The organism is Mycobacterium sp. IDUB_28 (assembly GCF_055419285.1).
Genome location: NZ_JBVAXK010000009.1, coordinates 147,730 through 162,321, shown reverse-complemented (window position 1 = coordinate 162,321; position 14,592 = coordinate 147,730). Strand labels below are relative to the sequence as shown.

At 66.7% G+C, this 14,592-nt stretch carries 16 protein-coding genes; 6 read left to right on the top strand and 10 right to left on the bottom strand.

Going from position 1 to position 14,592, the window contains the following annotated elements; translation table 11 throughout:
- Window positions 1–6: 6 nt before the first annotated feature.
- From ACZYZ9_RS19650 to ACZYZ9_RS19640, 3 genes are all read right to left on the bottom strand, one after another.
- The gene (locus ACZYZ9_RS19650) at window positions 7–711 is read right to left on the bottom strand and encodes an NIPSNAP family protein (protein ID WP_463827939.1); all 705 of its coding nucleotides are present in this window, start codon (window positions 709–711) and stop codon (window positions 7–9) included.
- A gap of 6 nt (window positions 712–717) precedes the next feature.
- Entirely contained in the window at window positions 718–1,257 is a 540-nt protein-coding gene (locus tag ACZYZ9_RS19645) for a hypothetical protein (protein ID WP_463827938.1), read from the bottom strand.
- Between the two features lie 80 nt (window positions 1,258–1,337).
- On the bottom strand, window positions 1,338–2,501 hold the full coding sequence (locus ACZYZ9_RS19640) for a CaiB/BaiF CoA transferase family protein (protein ID WP_463827937.1): 1,164 nt from the start codon (window positions 2,499–2,501) through the stop codon (window positions 1,338–1,340).
- Between the two features lie 288 nt (window positions 2,502–2,789).
- Here ACZYZ9_RS19640 and ACZYZ9_RS19635 point away from each other — a divergent pair, with 288 nt between their 5' ends.
- Window positions 2,790–3,446 (top strand): DUF427 domain-containing protein, encoded by a 657-nt coding sequence (locus ACZYZ9_RS19635; RefSeq protein WP_463827936.1) that lies wholly within the window; start codon window positions 2,790–2,792, stop codon window positions 3,444–3,446.
- Here the strand turns inward: ACZYZ9_RS19635 and ACZYZ9_RS19630 are convergent.
- From ACZYZ9_RS19630 to ACZYZ9_RS19620, 3 genes are read right to left on the bottom strand one after another with little or no spacing between them, the layout of a single operon-like run.
- Complete coding sequence (locus tag ACZYZ9_RS19630; protein ID WP_463827935.1) at window positions 3,416–4,582, bottom strand: acyl-CoA dehydrogenase family protein; 1,167 nt, start codon at window positions 4,580–4,582, stop codon at window positions 3,416–3,418. The genes ACZYZ9_RS19635 and ACZYZ9_RS19630 overlap by 31 nt on opposite strands.
- On the bottom strand, window positions 4,583–5,503 hold the full coding sequence (locus ACZYZ9_RS19625) for an LLM class F420-dependent oxidoreductase (RefSeq protein WP_463827934.1): 921 nt from the start codon (window positions 5,501–5,503) through the stop codon (window positions 4,583–4,585).
- 5 nt (window positions 5,504–5,508) lie between these two features.
- Entirely contained in the window at window positions 5,509–6,402 is an 894-nt protein-coding gene (locus tag ACZYZ9_RS19620) for an acyl-CoA thioesterase (protein WP_463827933.1), read from the bottom strand.
- 120 nt (window positions 6,403–6,522) lie between these two features.
- On the opposite strand from ACZYZ9_RS19620, the gene ACZYZ9_RS19615 reads away from it, so the two are divergent.
- The 3 genes from ACZYZ9_RS19615 to ACZYZ9_RS19605 are packed head-to-tail and all read left to right on the top strand — an operon-like array spanning window position 6,523 to window position 8,763.
- A complete protein-coding gene (locus ACZYZ9_RS19615; RefSeq protein ID WP_463827932.1) occupies window positions 6,523–7,353 on the top strand; it encodes an SMP-30/gluconolactonase/LRE family protein in 831 nt (276 codons plus the stop codon).
- Window positions 7,354–7,387: 34 nt separating this feature from the next.
- Window positions 7,388–8,221 (top strand): thioesterase family protein, encoded by an 834-nt coding sequence (locus tag ACZYZ9_RS19610; RefSeq protein WP_463827931.1) that lies wholly within the window; start codon window positions 7,388–7,390, stop codon window positions 8,219–8,221.
- Window positions 8,218–8,763, top strand: coding sequence for a TetR/AcrR family transcriptional regulator (locus ACZYZ9_RS19605; protein ID WP_463827930.1), 546 nt, complete (start codon window positions 8,218–8,220; stop codon window positions 8,761–8,763). The genes ACZYZ9_RS19610 and ACZYZ9_RS19605 overlap by 4 nt, the downstream gene beginning before the upstream one ends.
- A gap of 63 nt (window positions 8,764–8,826) precedes the next feature.
- Here ACZYZ9_RS19605 and ACZYZ9_RS19600 read toward each other — a convergent pair whose 3' ends face one another.
- From ACZYZ9_RS19600 to ACZYZ9_RS19590, 3 genes are read right to left on the bottom strand one after another with little or no spacing between them, the layout of a single operon-like run.
- Window positions 8,827–10,194, bottom strand: coding sequence for an FAD-binding oxidoreductase (locus tag ACZYZ9_RS19600; protein WP_463827929.1), 1,368 nt, complete (start codon window positions 10,192–10,194; stop codon window positions 8,827–8,829).
- Complete coding sequence (locus tag ACZYZ9_RS19595; protein WP_463827928.1) at window positions 10,191–10,961, bottom strand: glucose 1-dehydrogenase; 771 nt, start codon at window positions 10,959–10,961, stop codon at window positions 10,191–10,193. Before ACZYZ9_RS19595 ends, ACZYZ9_RS19600 begins: the two co-directional genes overlap by 4 nt.
- A gap of 15 nt (window positions 10,962–10,976) precedes the next feature.
- Complete coding sequence (locus tag ACZYZ9_RS19590) at window positions 10,977–12,077, bottom strand: NAD(P)H-dependent amine dehydrogenase family protein (protein WP_463827927.1); 1,101 nt, start codon at window positions 12,075–12,077, stop codon at window positions 10,977–10,979.
- Between the two features lie 180 nt (window positions 12,078–12,257).
- Between ACZYZ9_RS19590 and ACZYZ9_RS19585 the strand changes: the two genes are divergently transcribed.
- Window positions 12,258–13,670: a PE family protein gene (locus tag ACZYZ9_RS19585; protein ID WP_463827926.1), complete on the top strand. Its 1,413-nt coding sequence runs from the start codon at window positions 12,258–12,260 to the stop codon at window positions 13,668–13,670.
- Between the two features lie 9 nt (window positions 13,671–13,679).
- On the opposite strand, the gene ACZYZ9_RS19580 is transcribed toward ACZYZ9_RS19585, so the two are convergent.
- Window positions 13,680–14,303 (bottom strand): TetR/AcrR family transcriptional regulator, encoded by a 624-nt coding sequence (locus tag ACZYZ9_RS19580; RefSeq protein ID WP_463827925.1) that lies wholly within the window; start codon window positions 14,301–14,303, stop codon window positions 13,680–13,682.
- A 162-nt stretch (window positions 14,304–14,465) separates the two neighbouring features.
- On the opposite strand from ACZYZ9_RS19580, the gene ACZYZ9_RS19575 reads away from it, so the two are divergent.
- A complete protein-coding gene (locus ACZYZ9_RS19575; RefSeq protein WP_463827924.1) occupies window positions 14,466–14,591 on the top strand; it encodes a hypothetical protein in 126 nt (41 codons plus the stop codon).
- Window position 14,592: the final 1 nt, after the last annotated feature.

Here is a 14,592-nt window from a genome sequence, read left to right as displayed (position 1 = left end):
AGTCCTTCACTGCAACGGCGACGGTGGTAGCGCCTGCAGGATCGAATCCTCCCAGCCGTCGCGCAGTGCGGGCGCCACACTCATCCAGGTGACGATCTCCGCCGGTGGGCTGTCCTTCCACGACGGGTAGTGGTTGGCGAAGCACGCCCAGCCGCCTTCGAGCGCCCAGTAATGGATCACCTCGTTGAACCGGAAGGTGGTGGTGAAGGAACCGAGCCAGTGTTTGCCGGTGCTTTCCGACCACGGGACGTAGAGCCGCTCCAGTTCGCGGATGTAGTCGTCCTGACGGCCAGGCTTGGTCTGCATGATCTCCTGAATCACCAGCGACGCACTGAAATTGGCTTCGGTGAGTTGCGCCAGACTCCGGTTGCTCGGGCCCGCGTACATGATGCGTCCCTCCCCCTTGGCACCGATGTCGGACAGGAACGCCGACCATGTGCCGGCCGCCGCCTCGTGGCTGCCGCCGCGGGCCTGCGCGGCGCCGATGCGTGCGTAGTCGGAGAACCCGTCGAGCTCCCAGATCACGGTGACCTGCGGCCAGTGGCCGTTGAAGGGGGTGGATTCCCAGATCGCGAACAACCGGGCACCGAGGTCCTGCATCATCGGCTGGTAAGTGTCGGTGAACACCTCGGTGAAGCGGTCGCTGCGTCCGGAGCCCAGGTCGATCGTCTCGTGCAGGTACAGCAGCGTGTGCCGGTAGTACTTCTTCATCCCCGACTAACCCAGCCAGGCCGAGTCGGTCAGCAACTTTTCCGTGGGAGCTATTGAGAGACAAGGGATTCCGGCGGCACGTAACGCCTGCCCCTTGAACGCGCGGGCAGCGGCGCTGAGCCGATAGCTGGTGCTGGTCAGCCCACGAGTGACCCCCAGCGGCCAGCCCTCACCCCACAGGGCGACCTCGGTGCCCCGGTTGCGTTGCTTGTCCAGGGCGCGGCGAACCACCTCACGGACGCAGTCGTAGGCAGTCAGAGCTGCCACGCTGGCCGCCAGACCCTGACCCATACCCGCCATGTCGAAGTCCGATTCCAGGTCCAGTACCTCGACTCCCAGAATGCGCAGCGGCCGGGAATCGTAGCCCTGGGGCAGCATCACATTGACTTCCCAACCGGCCATCACCCGGTCGAACAGCCAACCGCCGGCCGTCTGCACCACATCGTTGGCGTCGGCGGCCAATACGTCGAGCCGGTGCCGCAGGACCTGGCCGTCGTCGCGCGGGCGCCGCGCCGCACTCGTCACATCGATTGTTGAGATGACCATCAATCCGTACCTGTCGCGCTAATCATGGGCTGTGGACAGCGTGACAGTCTTGCATAGTTTTGTAAAGCGCCCGGTGGGGCTCAGGAGTCGCGGCGAACCGCCAGCTCGGCGAGCACCTCGGCGGTGTGCTGCCCCAGCTCAGGGGCCGTCCAGCGCGGTGACCAGGGGGTACCGTGGAAGTCCGCCGGGGTGGCCACCATCGGCACGGTCGCCTCTCCATCCGGCACGTCGACGATTCCGCCCGCGGCATGGAACTGGTCGTCGGCGACGATGTCTTCCAGGGAGTTGATCGGCGACCAGAAGAAGTCCGGTTCGCCGGCGAAGAGTTCGGCCCATTCGTCCAGCGTCCTGGTCGCGAAGATGTCGTCGAGTTCGGCAATGAGTTGTACCGCGTTGTCGGCGCGGGCGCGGGCATTGGGGTATTGCGTGAGCCACTCCGCCTTGCCGACCACGCGGCACAGCGCCGGCCAGTGCCGCTCGACTTCCAGTCCGACGATCCAGAACCGGCGCCCGTCGCCCGCGGCGTAGTTGTTCATGCACGGGTTGCCCATGGTGGCGCGTTGTCCGATCGCGATCGGCTGACCGGTGAGCAGATAGGTGTTGAGGTCGAAGCTCACCGTGTAGGCGCCCTGGCGGTACAGCGAAGTGGTGACCAGTTGGCCCTCACCGGTGCGGGCGCGGGCCACCAACGCTGCGCACACGGCCGCCGCCAGGGTCATGCCGGCCGAGTGGTCACCCATGCCGCCGCGCTGGAACGGCGGCGTGTCGCCGGGCCGGGTCAGCAGGTGGGCGATACCGCCGCGCGACCAGAACGCGGCCACGTCGAAGGCGGCGCGGTCGGCGTCCGGCCCGGTTTCGCCGTAGCCGGTGATGAGGCCGTAGACCAACTTCGGGTTGCGCGCCGACACCGACTCGTAGTCCAGTCCCAGCCGCTGCAACGCCGCGGTTCGGACGTTGGTGACGAAAACGTCTGCGGCGGCAAGTAATTCGAATGCCGTGTCGCGGCCGGCGTCGGTCGTCAGGTCCAGGACGATGCTCCGTTTGGACCTGTTGTCCATTTCGAACGGTGGGTTCACGCCGAGGTCGCAGCCCAGCATCCGGCCGAACAGCCGCCCGGGGTCGCCGGCCGGTGGTTCGATCTTGATGACGTCGGCACCCCAGTCGGCCAAGATGCCTGCGGTCGCGGGCCCAGCGACCCACACTCCGAGTTCGACGACGTTGATGCCTGCTACCGGTCCTGCCATGACTGGGACCTTAATCAGCTGCGTCAGAACGGTGGTTCGTCGGGCAGTGGCGCTCGGGGTGGTGGTGCCCAGTCCGGGGGGAGGTCCTCGGGTTCGCGGGGGTCGTTGACCCAGGTGCAGAACGGGCTGGTGCTGGGCATCGGGACCCATCTCCAGCAGCTCGTCGAACATATTTTCGATTATGGCGTATCAGTCCGACAATCTCTCGTGTGCTGTCTCGGTGCAGACGAGTACGGGCACCCCGACGCGGACGGGTTATCCCGCTGCGCCTGTTACTACGCTGTACCGATGAGTCTGGTAACCGGCCGCGGACCGTTGAGCAGCGATCCGGCTGGACGTTTCGTTCCCCCGATTCCCGCCAATGTCGTTTATATCGAGCCACATCCGCGTCGGATCCTGGCGATCAAGCACAGCCGCACCGTCATCGACACCGAGCAGGCCCTGCTGGTGCACCGGCCCGACCGCCCGCTCAGTTACGCCTTCCCCGCCGACGCGGTCACCGACCTGCCCAGCGAACCCGAACCTGACGCGCCGGGTTACCGGCGCGTGCCGTGGGACGCCGTCGACGCCTGGTTCGAAGAAGGACGCAAACTGGTCCATTACCCGCCGAACCCGTACCACCGTGTCGACTGTCGTCCGACCAAACGGCGACTCACCGTATCCATCGACGACACCGTCCTGGTCGATACCGACGATACGACTGTGGTCTTCGAAACAGCTTTGCCGCCACGGCTTTACGTGGCGCCACAGCATGTGCGCACCGACCTGCTGCACAAGACCGACACGTCCACCTACTGCAATTACAAAGGCTTCGCGACGTACTGGGCAGCGGCCGGCAAAGAAACAGCGTGGAGCTATGAGGACCCGCTGCCCGAAACCTCGCCCATCAAGGGATTTTTCAGCTTTGACGCCACTCAGGCCGACGTCGAAGCCGAACTCCCGTAGGCAGGCCGGCCCAGTCGGAGTTCGTGCTGGGCGATCATGTTGCGGAACACCTCCAGGGATCCGCCGTAGATCCCGACCGGCACCGCCAGCCGCGCAACCTGTTCGGTCGCGCCGTCATCGGGCGACCCTTCAGTACCCGCCGGCAGTACCGACGCCGGGCCCAGCAGCTCCATCAGATCCCGGGAGACGTCCCGCATGGTCTGCGCGATCGCCACCCGTCCGTACATCCCCGGGGTGGACAGCGCCGCCTCTATCTGGGCGCAACTGCGTCCGAGCCGGTATGCCACCGCGTCGTCGTCCACATCCACGTGCGCCGCAACGCCGTCCAGCGCTTCGGCCATCAGCATGCCCTGCATCACCATCGCCGCGACATCCTGCAGGCCGTGGTCCCCTGCCTCGGTCAGGCCGTGTTCGGAGTCGAGGGCGGCCCGCATCACCGTCCAGCCGCCGTTCACCTCGCCGATCCGGTAGACGTCGTCGACCCGCACATCGCTGTAGTAGACGATGTTGGTGCGGTCGCCATCCAGAGTCCGGATGCCCTGGATCTCGATGCCCGGGGTGTCCAGCGGCACCAGAAACATGGTCAGGCTCTGGTGTTTCGGCGCTTGCGGGTCGGTGTTGGTGAGCAGGAAGACGTATTTCGCGTTCTGCGCGTTCGAGGTGAACATCTTGGAGCCGTTGATGATCCAACCCTCGCCGTCCCGCACCGCGCGGGTTTTACAGGTGGCGACGTCCGAACCACCTTCGGGCTCGGTGTAACCCAGGCACAACCGGATGTGGCCGGAAAGCACACCGGGCAATACCTTTTCGGCGAGTTCCGGGGCTCCGAACTGCTGCACCAGGTGAGCGACCACCGAGGTGGTGCCCCAGTGGTACCACGGGGTGTGCGCCCGCGCGATCTCCAGGTTGAAGATCCGCCGGCGGACCGGGCTGAATCCCCCGTCGGACTCCTCGTTCCAGTCAGCGGCCAGATACCCCGCCTCGCCGAGCGCCAGATGTACCTTCTCGTCGAAGTTTTCGCCGAACTCACGATTGCGGCGCAACACCTCGTCGGTGACCAGCGAAGTCACCAGGGCACGCGTCCGGTCGTAGAAGGCCTGGTCGTCGTCAGAAAGCGCTACCCGGGAGAAGTCCATTCAGATCACATCTATCACCGAAGAGCGGAACCGGTCGATGGTTTCCAGGATGTGCGTCAGGCTGTCGCCGGGCAGGTGCACCGTTGTCCAGGTAACGCCCAGTGCGGCAAGCTTTTCCAGACCGGCAAGGTAGGCGTCGGCATTGAAGTCATCGGTGGCCGGATTGCCGCCGTCGAAGTTGGTGAAGGTCACGTCCACCGTCGACCAGTCGCGGCCCAGGGATTCGCACCTGCGCCGCAAATCGTCGATGCCCGCGGCGAGCTTGTCCACGGAGTCGATGGAGGCGGTGCCCGCGGTGCGGGCCAGACCCGCCGGTGCCGGGAACGGACACCAGCCATCGCCGTACTGAGCCACCCGCTGGCGGGCCGTGGTGGTGTTGCCGCCCACCCAGATCGGTGGGTGCGGATGACTGACCGGGTGCGGATGCGCGGTGATGCCCCGGGCGGTGAAATGCCTACCCTCGTAGGAGAAATCGTCGGAGGTCCAGACGGTGCGGATGACATCGAGCGCTTCTTCGAACAATGCCGCACGCTCGTCGTAATCCACACCCAGCGCGGCGAACTCCTTCCTGAGGTAACCGACCCCCACCGCCAGCGTGAAACGACCCCCCGACAGCACGTCGAGCGTCGCCCCGGACTTGGCCACCACGAACGGATTCCGGTAGGGCAGCACCACGATGTTCGGGATCAGCCGCAGCGTGGTGGTCCGGGCCGCCGCATAACCCAGTGCGACAAAGGGATCCAGCGCGTCGTGACCGCCGGCCTGCAGCCAGCGCTCCGACGGCGCCGGGTGGTCGGTGAATCCGAATCCGTGCAGACCTGCCTGCTCGGCGGCCGCGGCCACCGTCGCGATACCGGCGCCGGTGATCAGCTCCGGATTGTAGGGATGGCTGTGCATCGGGTGCGTGACGGTGAACCGCATGGGAATCAGAACCGCGCCCGGGCATCGATCGAGGTGTCGCTGGTGCGCAGCGGGCGGATCAACGCCTCCTGGGCGAACGAACACAGCAGCTCGCCGTCTTCGGTGTGCACCGTGCCGCGCACGTAGGACATCCCGGCACCAACCTGGGTGCTCTCATGGGTGTAGAGCAGCCAGCCGTCCCAGCGCACCGGTTCATGGAACGAAACGAAGATCGACATCGGTGCGGTGGAGACCGTCAGGTGCGCCTGGGCGGTGCCGATGCCCTCGTGGGCGCGCATGGTCGTCGAAATCCCCAAGTGGCCAGTGAAATACGCGAGCAATGCCTTGGCCAGGTCGTCGCGCTCCGGGATCGGATCGTAGTGCAGCCAGGCGTACAGCTCCGGCGGCCCGACCTCGTCGGGGCTGTTGACGTCGACCACGTCGACGAGCCGCAGTTGCCGCCCGATCATCGGCATCTGCGACACGTTCGCGTCCGCGGGCGCGGCCACCTCGGGTCGCGGCTGATGGTGGCGAATCACGTCGTCGGTCGGCACATCGGTCAGCACCGTGACCACGACGCAGCGCTTCTGGTTCTGGTACACCGAGACCACCGCGGTGGCCGTCGACCGTCCCTCGTTGAGTACGTCGAGGACGAGTTCGACCGGCGGGCCGACCATGATCGCGCGGGCGAAGACCGCATGCGCCGAGCGCACCGACTTGCCCTGGAACCGGGTGGCCGCGGCCACGATCGCCTGGGCCACCACCTGGGTGCCTTCCACGACCTGGCGGCCGTCCTGCCCGGGCAGTCCGGTCTCCGCGGCATAGCGATCGACACCGTCAATGGCCTGCACCGCGAAAAGATCCAGTAGGCCCGCGACCGACCATTGGGCCTGGTCCGATTCTGTCGTCAACGCGTTCACCCCTTGCTCCGGCAGCTCCCGCCCAGCGTGACATTTTGCGTATTGTTTGTAAAGCTAGATAAGGGTCCGTCGCGGTACGGTACGTTGACAGCAACGCCCGCGTTGCATGACACTTCTGCAGTGATTTGTAAAGGCACGACGGCAGCGCCCCCGCTCGCCCACGGCTTTTGCTTCGGCGAGGGTCCGCGCTGGTTCGAGGGCCTGCTCTGGTTCTCCGACATGCTCGGGGAAGCGGTCCACACTGCGGACCTGCGCGGCTCCCTGACCACGGTGCCGTTGCCGGGCCGCACGCCCTCCGGCTTGGGCTTTCGCCCCGACGGTTCGCTGCTGATCGTGTCGGCCGACGATCGGGTGGTGCTGAGCTACGACGGCGAGACGGTCGTCCCGATCGCCGACCTGACGAAGCTCGCGCCGGCCGGCCTCGGCGACATGGTGGTCGATGACGCGGGACGCGCCTACATCGGATCCCAGGCATTCGAAGGCGGGCTGATCATCCGCCTCGATCCGGACGGCCGCGCCGTCGTCGTCGCCGACGATCTCGACTTCCCCAACGGGATGGTCATCACCGAAGACCGCAAGACCCTGATCGTCGCCGAGTCGGTTGGCCGGCGGTTGACCGCGTACCGCATCGGGGACGACGGTGCACTGCACGACCGCCGGATCTTCGCCGACAACCTGGACGGGCCGCCGGACGGTATCGCGCTGGACGCGCAGGGCGGGGTGTGGGCGGCCATGACGCTGGCGCATCAGTTCGAGCGGATAATCGACGGCGGCGAGGTGACCGACCGCATCGACATGGACCGTCGGGTGGCCATCGCCTGCGCGCTGGGCGGCCCGGAGCGACGCACGCTGTTTCTGCTGTCGAGCACCGATGCTTATCCCCAGCGCCTGGTGGGCACCCGGCTGTCGCGGCTGGACGCCGTGCGGGTCGAGGTTCCCGGCCTGCCCTGAACGTAAGGTCTGCCGTGACACGAAAGGTGGGTGAATGTCCGACTCGTACTACGAGCTGATAGGCGATGACACGCACGGCGAAAAATTCCGTGCCACCGATCTTTCCCGCGGTACCTGGTCGGCCACCATCCAGCACGGCGCACCGGTGTCGGCGTTGCTGGTGCGCGCCCTGGAGCGCTGCGCGGCGCGCGACGACACCCGGCTCAGTCGCGTCGTCGTCGACCTGCTCGGCCCGGTGCCCGCCGACGGCGACCTGTGGGTGCGGTCGCGCATCGAGCGCGGCGGCAGGCAGATCGAACTGGTGACCGCCGAGATGCTGGCGCCGGGCCCCGACGGGCAGCCCCGGCCGGTCGCCCGCGCCAGTGGCTGGCGGCTGCAGCAACTCGACACCGGGGCCATCGCCCACGCCTCGACCCCGCTGCCGCGCCCGGTGTCCGAGGCCCGCGAACGCAACATGAAGGCGCAGGGGTGGGACCGCAACTACGTGCACAGCCTGGAGTGGCTCTGGTTGACCGAGCCACTGGCTCCCGGTGGCGGCGAGTCGTGGATCAGACCGATCGCCGACCTGGTCGCCGGTGAAGCGATGACGCCGTTGGAGCGGCTGTTCGCGGTCGCCGACTGCGCCAACGGGATCGGCAGCACGCTGGACATCAGCAAGTGGACTTTCCTGAACACCGATCTGGCGGTGCACGTGTTCCGGGTGCCTGCCGGGGACTGGATCGGGATTCGAGCGGAGACCAGTTACGGACCCGACGGCATCGGGACGACAATCGGGTCATTGTTCGACGAAACCGGTGCGGTCGGCGCCATCCTGCAGTCGGTGCTGGTACGGCCCAGACCGCCTAAGCCGCCGAAGGTGCAGTCATGACTCAAGCCTCCGAGACGGACACCTTCGAGTCCGACAGTTCCACGCGCCTGCGCATCCTGGCCGCCACCGCGGAAGTGCTCGCTCGCAGCGGCAAGACCAAGCTCAGCCTGTCGGAGGTCGCCGCCCAGGCGGGGGTGTCCAGGCCGACGCTGTACCGCTGGTTCGCGTCCAAAGAAGAACTGATGTCGGCGTTCTCCCGCTACGAGCGGGAGGTCTTCGAACGAGGGATAGCCAAGGCCACCGCCGGGCTCAGGGGCGTCGAAAGGCTGGACGCCGCAATGCGATTCATCGTCGACTTCCAGTACTCCTACTCCGGGGTGCGGATGGTCGACATCGAACCCGAGCACGTCATCTCCCAAATGGGCGGGGTGATCCCGGAGATGCGCGCCGGTCTGCAACGACTCATCCCGGGACCCAATGCCGCGGTGAAGGCGGCGACGGTGATCCGAATTGCCATCTCGCACTACGTGGTTCGCAGCGACGACGCCGACCAGTTCCTGGCGCAGTTGCGGCACGCCGTCGGCATCAAGAACAGCGACTAGCCCGGCAACCTCGGTGCGCGAGCAGACGCAAAAGCCCCCTGAGGGGGCGCTTTTTAGGGGCTTTTACGTCTGCTCGCGCGAGAACAGCACCGCCGCATTGAGATAACCCGTCGGGTCCAACGCCGCCTTCAACGTCCGCATCGCCGCGATATCCGCCGCCTCGCGGGACATACCCAGATACGGCCGCTTGCGGGTGCCGACCCCGTGCTCGGAGCTGACGTTGCCACCGCACCCGGCGACCAGGTCCATCATCTGCGCATACAGCTCGTCCTCGCGGTCCGCCGGAAAGCGCAACACGTTGAAATGCAGGTTGCCCTCGCCGACGTGGCCGAACAGCAACGGCAGCGCCTCGGAAACCGAACCGGTCACCAATTCCACTGCCCTACAGGCGAAATCAGAGATCGCCGACAACGGCAGCGACACGTCGAACTTCAGCGGCGGCCCGTGCCCGCCCAATACCTCGGCCAGTGATTCCCGGACACGCCACAACCGTTGCTGCGCAGCCACATCCACGCCCACCGCCGGCTCCCCGCACAACCGCACTCCGTCGAGCAACTCAGCCAACCGCTCGCTCTGATCGTGGTCGGCGGCCAACTCCACCAGCAGCAACCAGTCACCGGGCACCGGCGGAGGCACCCCGAGCTCGGACTGGACCAGCGCGGCGGCCCGGCCGTCGATCATCTCCAACGCGGCGATCCCGTCGACCTCGGCGAACTGCCGGCCAACGTCGACCAGCTCCGCGAGATCGTCGAACCCGCAGACCGCCGTCACCCGGTGCGCCGGGGTCGGGTGCAGCCGCAGGTCCAGCGCGGTGATGACGCCCAGGGTGCCTTCGGCGCCGACGAACAGCGCGGGCAGGTCGTAACCGGTGTTGTCCCGGCGCACCCGGCTGTGCCGGCGCAGCACTGTCCCGTCGGGCAGCGCCACGTCCAGACCGACGATCTGCTCGCCCATGTTGCCGTAGCGCACCGTGCGTAACCCGCCGGCATTCGTCGAAGCCATCCCGCCGACGGTCGCGGTAGCGCGGGCCGCCAGGTCGACGCCGAACACCAGGCCCGCCGCCGAAGCGGCCTGCTGCACCGCCGCCAGGGTGGCTCCGGCACCGGCCGCCACCCGGCGTTCCGACGAGTCGACATCACCTACGGCACAGAGCCTTTCGGTGGACAACAACACGTCGTCGTGCTCGGGAACGGCGCCGGCCACCAGCGAGGTCCGGCCACCCTGCACGGTCACGAAGGCGCCGGCATCGCGGCACACCCGCAGCACCTGCGCGACCTCGTCGGCCGAACCCGGGCGTACCAGCGCGCTGGCACGACCGCGGTACCGTCCGGTGTGGTCGACGCTGCGACCGGCGAGCACGTCGGGATCGGTGACGACGTGATTGGCGCCCACCACATCCCGCAACGCGCCGGCCAGACCCGCCGCGGTCATCCAGCGCTGAAATCTTTATGGTTCACGTCGGTCACCAAGCCGCCGTCCATGATGAACTCGCTGCCCGTCGCGTAGGACGCCTCGTCGCTGGCCAGGAACACCACGAAGGTCGCCACTTCGCGCGCCTCGGCGGGACGTCCCAGCGGAATGGTGACCATGTCCTCGGGCAGGTGGGCGGTCATCGGGGTGCGGATGAAGCCGGGGTGCAGCGAATTCACCCGGATGTTGAGCGGCGCCAGTTCCAGTGCCGCCGACTTGGTGATGCCCCGCACCGCCCACTTGGACGCGACGTACGGATGCACCATCGGCGCGCCCCGGATCCCTTCGATCGAGGACACGTTGATGATGGACCCGCCGCCGGCCTCGGTCATCGGGTCGACGGCCGCGCGCATGCCCAGGAAGGTGCCGGTCAGATTGACGTCGAGCACCTGCTGCCACTTGTCCATCCGGAACGCGCGTAACGGCCCGGCCGCGACGATGCCGGCATTGTTGACCAGCACGTCGAGCTTCCCGAATTCGCCGGTCGCGGTGGCGACCGCCGCTTCCCACTGGTCCTGTTGGGTGACGTCGAGGTGGACGTAGCGCGCCGAGTCACCGATTGCTTCGTTGATTTCGGAGGCCAGTGCGCTGCCCTCGTCGTCTCGGATGTCGCCGATCACCACCTTGGCGCCTTCGGCGGCCAGCAGCCGCGCGTCCTCGGCACCCATTCCGCGGGCGCCGCCGCTGATCAGCGCGACCTTGCCCTCGACCCGTCCCGGTCGTTCCATTGAGAGTCCTTTCGGTTATGTGGCGACTGGATCCGGCGGCGCGAACAGGCCCGTGCCGGTGACCAGCGGCAGGTCCAGCGTGTTCCGAATGCCGGGTGGGGCGGCGATCACATCCGGGATGGAGTTGACGATGCGGCCGGCAGCGCCGGCGATCGCGGCGTGGTTGTGGTCGCCTTTGCGGCTGGTCGGCACGATGTCCACGGCGTACGACGGTTCGCCGGTGATCTCGACCCGGTACGAGCCGGTGCCCGCGGCGGGCTGCGGAAGATCCGGCCGCAGATCCGGACGCAGCCGGGTGATGTGCTCGATGACGATGGCCGGGTGTCCCTTGACCAGGCCGCGTATCTCGAACTGCAGGACCGCGACGGTGCCCTCGGCCACGTGGCCGACGGCGATGTCGAAGTCCTCCGGCGCCGGTTCACGTTGGTAGGACTCGGTGATCTCGTCGACCTCGATGCCCAGGCCGGCCGCCAACTGTCGGATCGCGGTTCCCCAGGCGATGCTGAGCACACCCGGTTGCAGCAGCATCGGAATCTCGTCCATGGGCCGGGCGAACCCCATGTAGTGCATCACTTCCGCGCCGTTGTAGCTGGCATAGTCGTGGATCTCCATGCACCGCACCTGCTCGATGCGCTGGCAGGTGCCGGCCAGTGCGAACGGGACCAGGTCGTTGGCGAAGCCGGGGTCCACGCCGGTGATGAAAATACTCGAATTGCCTTGCTGCGCAGCGGCTTCCACCCGACCGATGTACTTCTCGGGCATCACGCCCCACGGGTACTGCAGCAGCCCGGGCGACGACCCGACGACGTTGATCCCGGCGGCCAGGATGTTCATCACGTCGGCCATCGCGTCCGGCAACCGGGTGTCACCCATGGCGCAGTACACGATGCAGTCGGGTCGGGTGGCCAGCAGTGCGTCGAGGTCGTCGACGGCTTTGATCCCGGTCTCCGCCGGGGCGTCCAGGCCGACTCCGCAGAGTTCGCCGGCATCCTTACCGACTTTTCCCGGAGTGGACACGCATACCCCGGTCAACTCGAACGTCGGATTGGTGATGAGTCCGGCCAGCGCCAACCCGCCGACATTTCCGGTGCCGACATGGGCGACACGAATCGCCATGACTGTCCTTCCGTCCGTAGGGCCCAGAAGAGATCCGAACTTTTCCAGACAGTAGTCCATAATTTTTGAAGGGGTTCCGATGGCACTGCTGTCGCGAAACGCCGAAATACCCGGCGGCACCGTTCTACCCTCTGTGAGTGCCTACTGCCCGCGGTCTCGGGTAGGGGAAGGACGGGGGAAATGTCCTACTTGCTTGCCACGACCGACACGCTCGCAGCTGCGGCCACCGACGTAGACGGCATCGCCGCGGCCATCCAGGCGGCCAACGCCGCAGCCGCCGGCCCCACGTCGGGACTGCTCGCCGCGGCCGGTGATGAAGTTTCGGCCGCCGTCAGCGCGCTGTTCAACGCCTACGGCGCCGAATACCAGGCAGTCGTGCGCCAGCTGGGCGCCTTCCAGAGCGAATTCACCCGCACGCTGGCCGCAGCCAGCAATGCCTACGCACAGGCCGAGGCTGCGGCGGTCCAGGCACTGGTCGGCCCCACGACGGGAGCGGCGCTGCCGGCGGCAGCCACCAACGTCGCGCTGATCATGGGCGGCACCAACAATCCGCTGCCCATTCAGGAGTACATCGACGACATCCGCACGAATTGGCTCGGCAGACTTTATTCGGGCGTACCTTCCTTCGGCTTACTCACTCCGCAACAGTTCTGGCCGGTCACCCCCGACATCGGCACCATGACGTACAGCCAGTCGGTCGCCAAAGGTGTCGCCGCGTTGCACAGCGCGATCCAATCGCAGATCGGTTTCGGCAACAGTCCCGTCGTGTTCGGCTATTCGCAGAGCGCGTCGATCATCAACAACGAGATCCTGAACCTCATGGCGAACGGCTCGCCGTACCACGATGAGCTGTCGTTCATCATGGCGGCAGCCGGAAACAACCCGAACGGGGGCCTGCTGGCCCGCTTCCCCGGCTTCTACCTGCCCATCCTGGACGTGCCGTTCAACGGCGCGACGCCGGCCAACAACCCGTACGAGACCCTGATCTACACCGCGCAATACGACGGCGTCGCGCATGCGCCGCAGTACCCGACCAATATCCTGGCCGACGTCAACGCGCTGATGGGCTACTTCTACGTGCACAACCAGTACCCGACGTTGAATCCTCTGGACGCGGTCCAGCTGCCCACCTCGCCCGGCTACGACGGTGCCACCAAGTACTACATGTTCCTGACGCAGGATCTGCCGCTGCTACAACCGATCCGCGACATCCCCTACGCCGGTCCGCCGATCGCCGACATCTTCCAGCCGGCCCTGCGGGTGATGGTCGACCTGGGCTATTCCGACTACGGCTACGCCGACCTGCCGACTCCGGCCGGGTTGATCAACATCCCGAACCCGTTTGCCGTCGCGTACCACCTGGGCCAGAGTCTGTGGATGGGCCCCTACGGCGCGGCGGTGGAGATCGGCGTGGAGGCCGGGTTCTGGGGTCCCGAGCACTTCCCGGACGCCTATCCCTGGGTCCCCTCGACCAACCCCGGCCTGAACTTCTACCTCGGTCCGCAGTTCAGCCAGCCGCCGGTGACGCTGCTGTCGACGGTCGGGGGGGCGCTGGGCAACGTCCTGCACATCATCCCGCCGATCTTCAACTGAGCAGGACGGTCACGGTCCCAGCGGAGCGGTGGTGCGGATCCCCTCGTCGCGAATCAGACCGCGCAGCAGCGCCGTGCTGAACTCGGCGGCGATCTCCTTGGCCGACCGCCGTCCACTCGGCCGCAACCAGCGGTAGCTTCCCAGCGTCATCCCGATATAGCCGAGCGCCAGCACGTGCGAGTCGCACTCGTAGAACTCGCCGCTGGCGACCCCCCGGTCGATCAGGCCGTGCACGTGCTCGTAGACCTGGGCTTCCTTCTCGCGGACCTCGGCCACCTGTTCGCTGGTGAACCACTCGGTGATGTAGGGCTGTTCCTGGAAGTACACCGCGGCCCGCTCCGGGTTGCTGGCAATGCCCATCAGCAGCCGGACGGTGTACTGGTACAGCGCTTCCCGGGCGGTCCAGGTCGGATCGTCGTGCACCGCGGCCAGGGTGCCCTCGGCCGCCTGACGGTAGATGTCGAACAGGATCAGCGACTTGCTGGCGTAATAGTGATAGACGGTCGCCTTGTTCAGGCCGATCACGTCGGCGACGTCGTCCATCCGGGTGCCGTGATAGCCACGGGCGGCGAACAGCTTGGTCGCAACGGCCAGCAACTCTTCGCGGCGTGTCAGGCCAGTTTCGGACGGCATCGGTACTCGCTATTCGTCACTGCCGCCCCGGTCCAACAGCACCCGGCGCGACATTTACCAATCAACTGGTTGGACAGTTTACGGGCGATGCCGCCTGTCGCTGCGACCCGGATGGGACTAGACTCGATTTTCGGACCCAGTCGCGACGAGAGAGGCGAAGGAATGGACCCCACTCCTGACTACGACGGCAGCGACGAGATCGAGTTCTTCTTCAGCTATCTGACCTGGGGTTTGCGCGGGGTGGAGTCCGGCAACGGCTACCCGCCGCCGGCCTACCCGCCCGTCTAGA

What these genes read in the sequence shown, in the direction of transcription:
- ACZYZ9_RS19650 (WP_463827939.1), bottom strand. Translation starts at nt 711, where the DNA reads ATGAAGAAGTACTACCGGCACACGCTGCTGTACCTGCACGAGACGATC.
- ACZYZ9_RS19645 (WP_463827938.1), bottom strand. Translation starts at nt 1,257, where the DNA reads ATGGTCATCTCAACAATCGATGTGACGAGTGCGGCGCGGCGCCCGCGC.
- ACZYZ9_RS19640 (WP_463827937.1), bottom strand. Translation starts at nt 2,501, where the DNA reads ATGGCAGGACCGGTAGCAGGCATCAACGTCGTCGAACTCGGAGTGTGG.
- ACZYZ9_RS19635 (WP_463827936.1), top strand. Translation starts at nt 2,790, where the DNA reads ATGAGTCTGGTAACCGGCCGCGGACCGTTGAGCAGCGATCCGGCTGGA.
- ACZYZ9_RS19630 (WP_463827935.1), bottom strand. Translation starts at nt 4,582, where the DNA reads ATGGACTTCTCCCGGGTAGCGCTTTCTGACGACGACCAGGCCTTCTAC.
- ACZYZ9_RS19625 (WP_463827934.1), bottom strand. Translation starts at nt 5,503, where the DNA reads ATGCGGTTCACCGTCACGCACCCGATGCACAGCCATCCCTACAATCCG.
- ACZYZ9_RS19610 (WP_463827931.1), top strand. Translation starts at nt 7,388, where the DNA reads ATGTCCGACTCGTACTACGAGCTGATAGGCGATGACACGCACGGCGAA.
- ACZYZ9_RS19605 (WP_463827930.1), top strand. Translation starts at nt 8,218, where the DNA reads ATGACTCAAGCCTCCGAGACGGACACCTTCGAGTCCGACAGTTCCACG.
- ACZYZ9_RS19600 (WP_463827929.1), bottom strand. Translation starts at nt 10,194, where the DNA reads ATGACCGCGGCGGGTCTGGCCGGCGCGTTGCGGGATGTGGTGGGCGCC.
- ACZYZ9_RS19595 (WP_463827928.1), bottom strand. Translation starts at nt 10,961, where the DNA reads ATGGAACGACCGGGACGGGTCGAGGGCAAGGTCGCGCTGATCAGCGGC.
- ACZYZ9_RS19590 (WP_463827927.1), bottom strand. Translation starts at nt 12,077, where the DNA reads ATGGCGATTCGTGTCGCCCATGTCGGCACCGGAAATGTCGGCGGGTTG.
- ACZYZ9_RS19585 (WP_463827926.1), top strand. Translation starts at nt 12,258, where the DNA reads ATGTCCTACTTGCTTGCCACGACCGACACGCTCGCAGCTGCGGCCACC.
- ACZYZ9_RS19580 (WP_463827925.1), bottom strand. Translation starts at nt 14,303, where the DNA reads ATGCCGTCCGAAACTGGCCTGACACGCCGCGAAGAGTTGCTGGCCGTT.
- ACZYZ9_RS19575 (WP_463827924.1), top strand. Translation starts at nt 14,466, where the DNA reads ATGGACCCCACTCCTGACTACGACGGCAGCGACGAGATCGAGTTCTTC.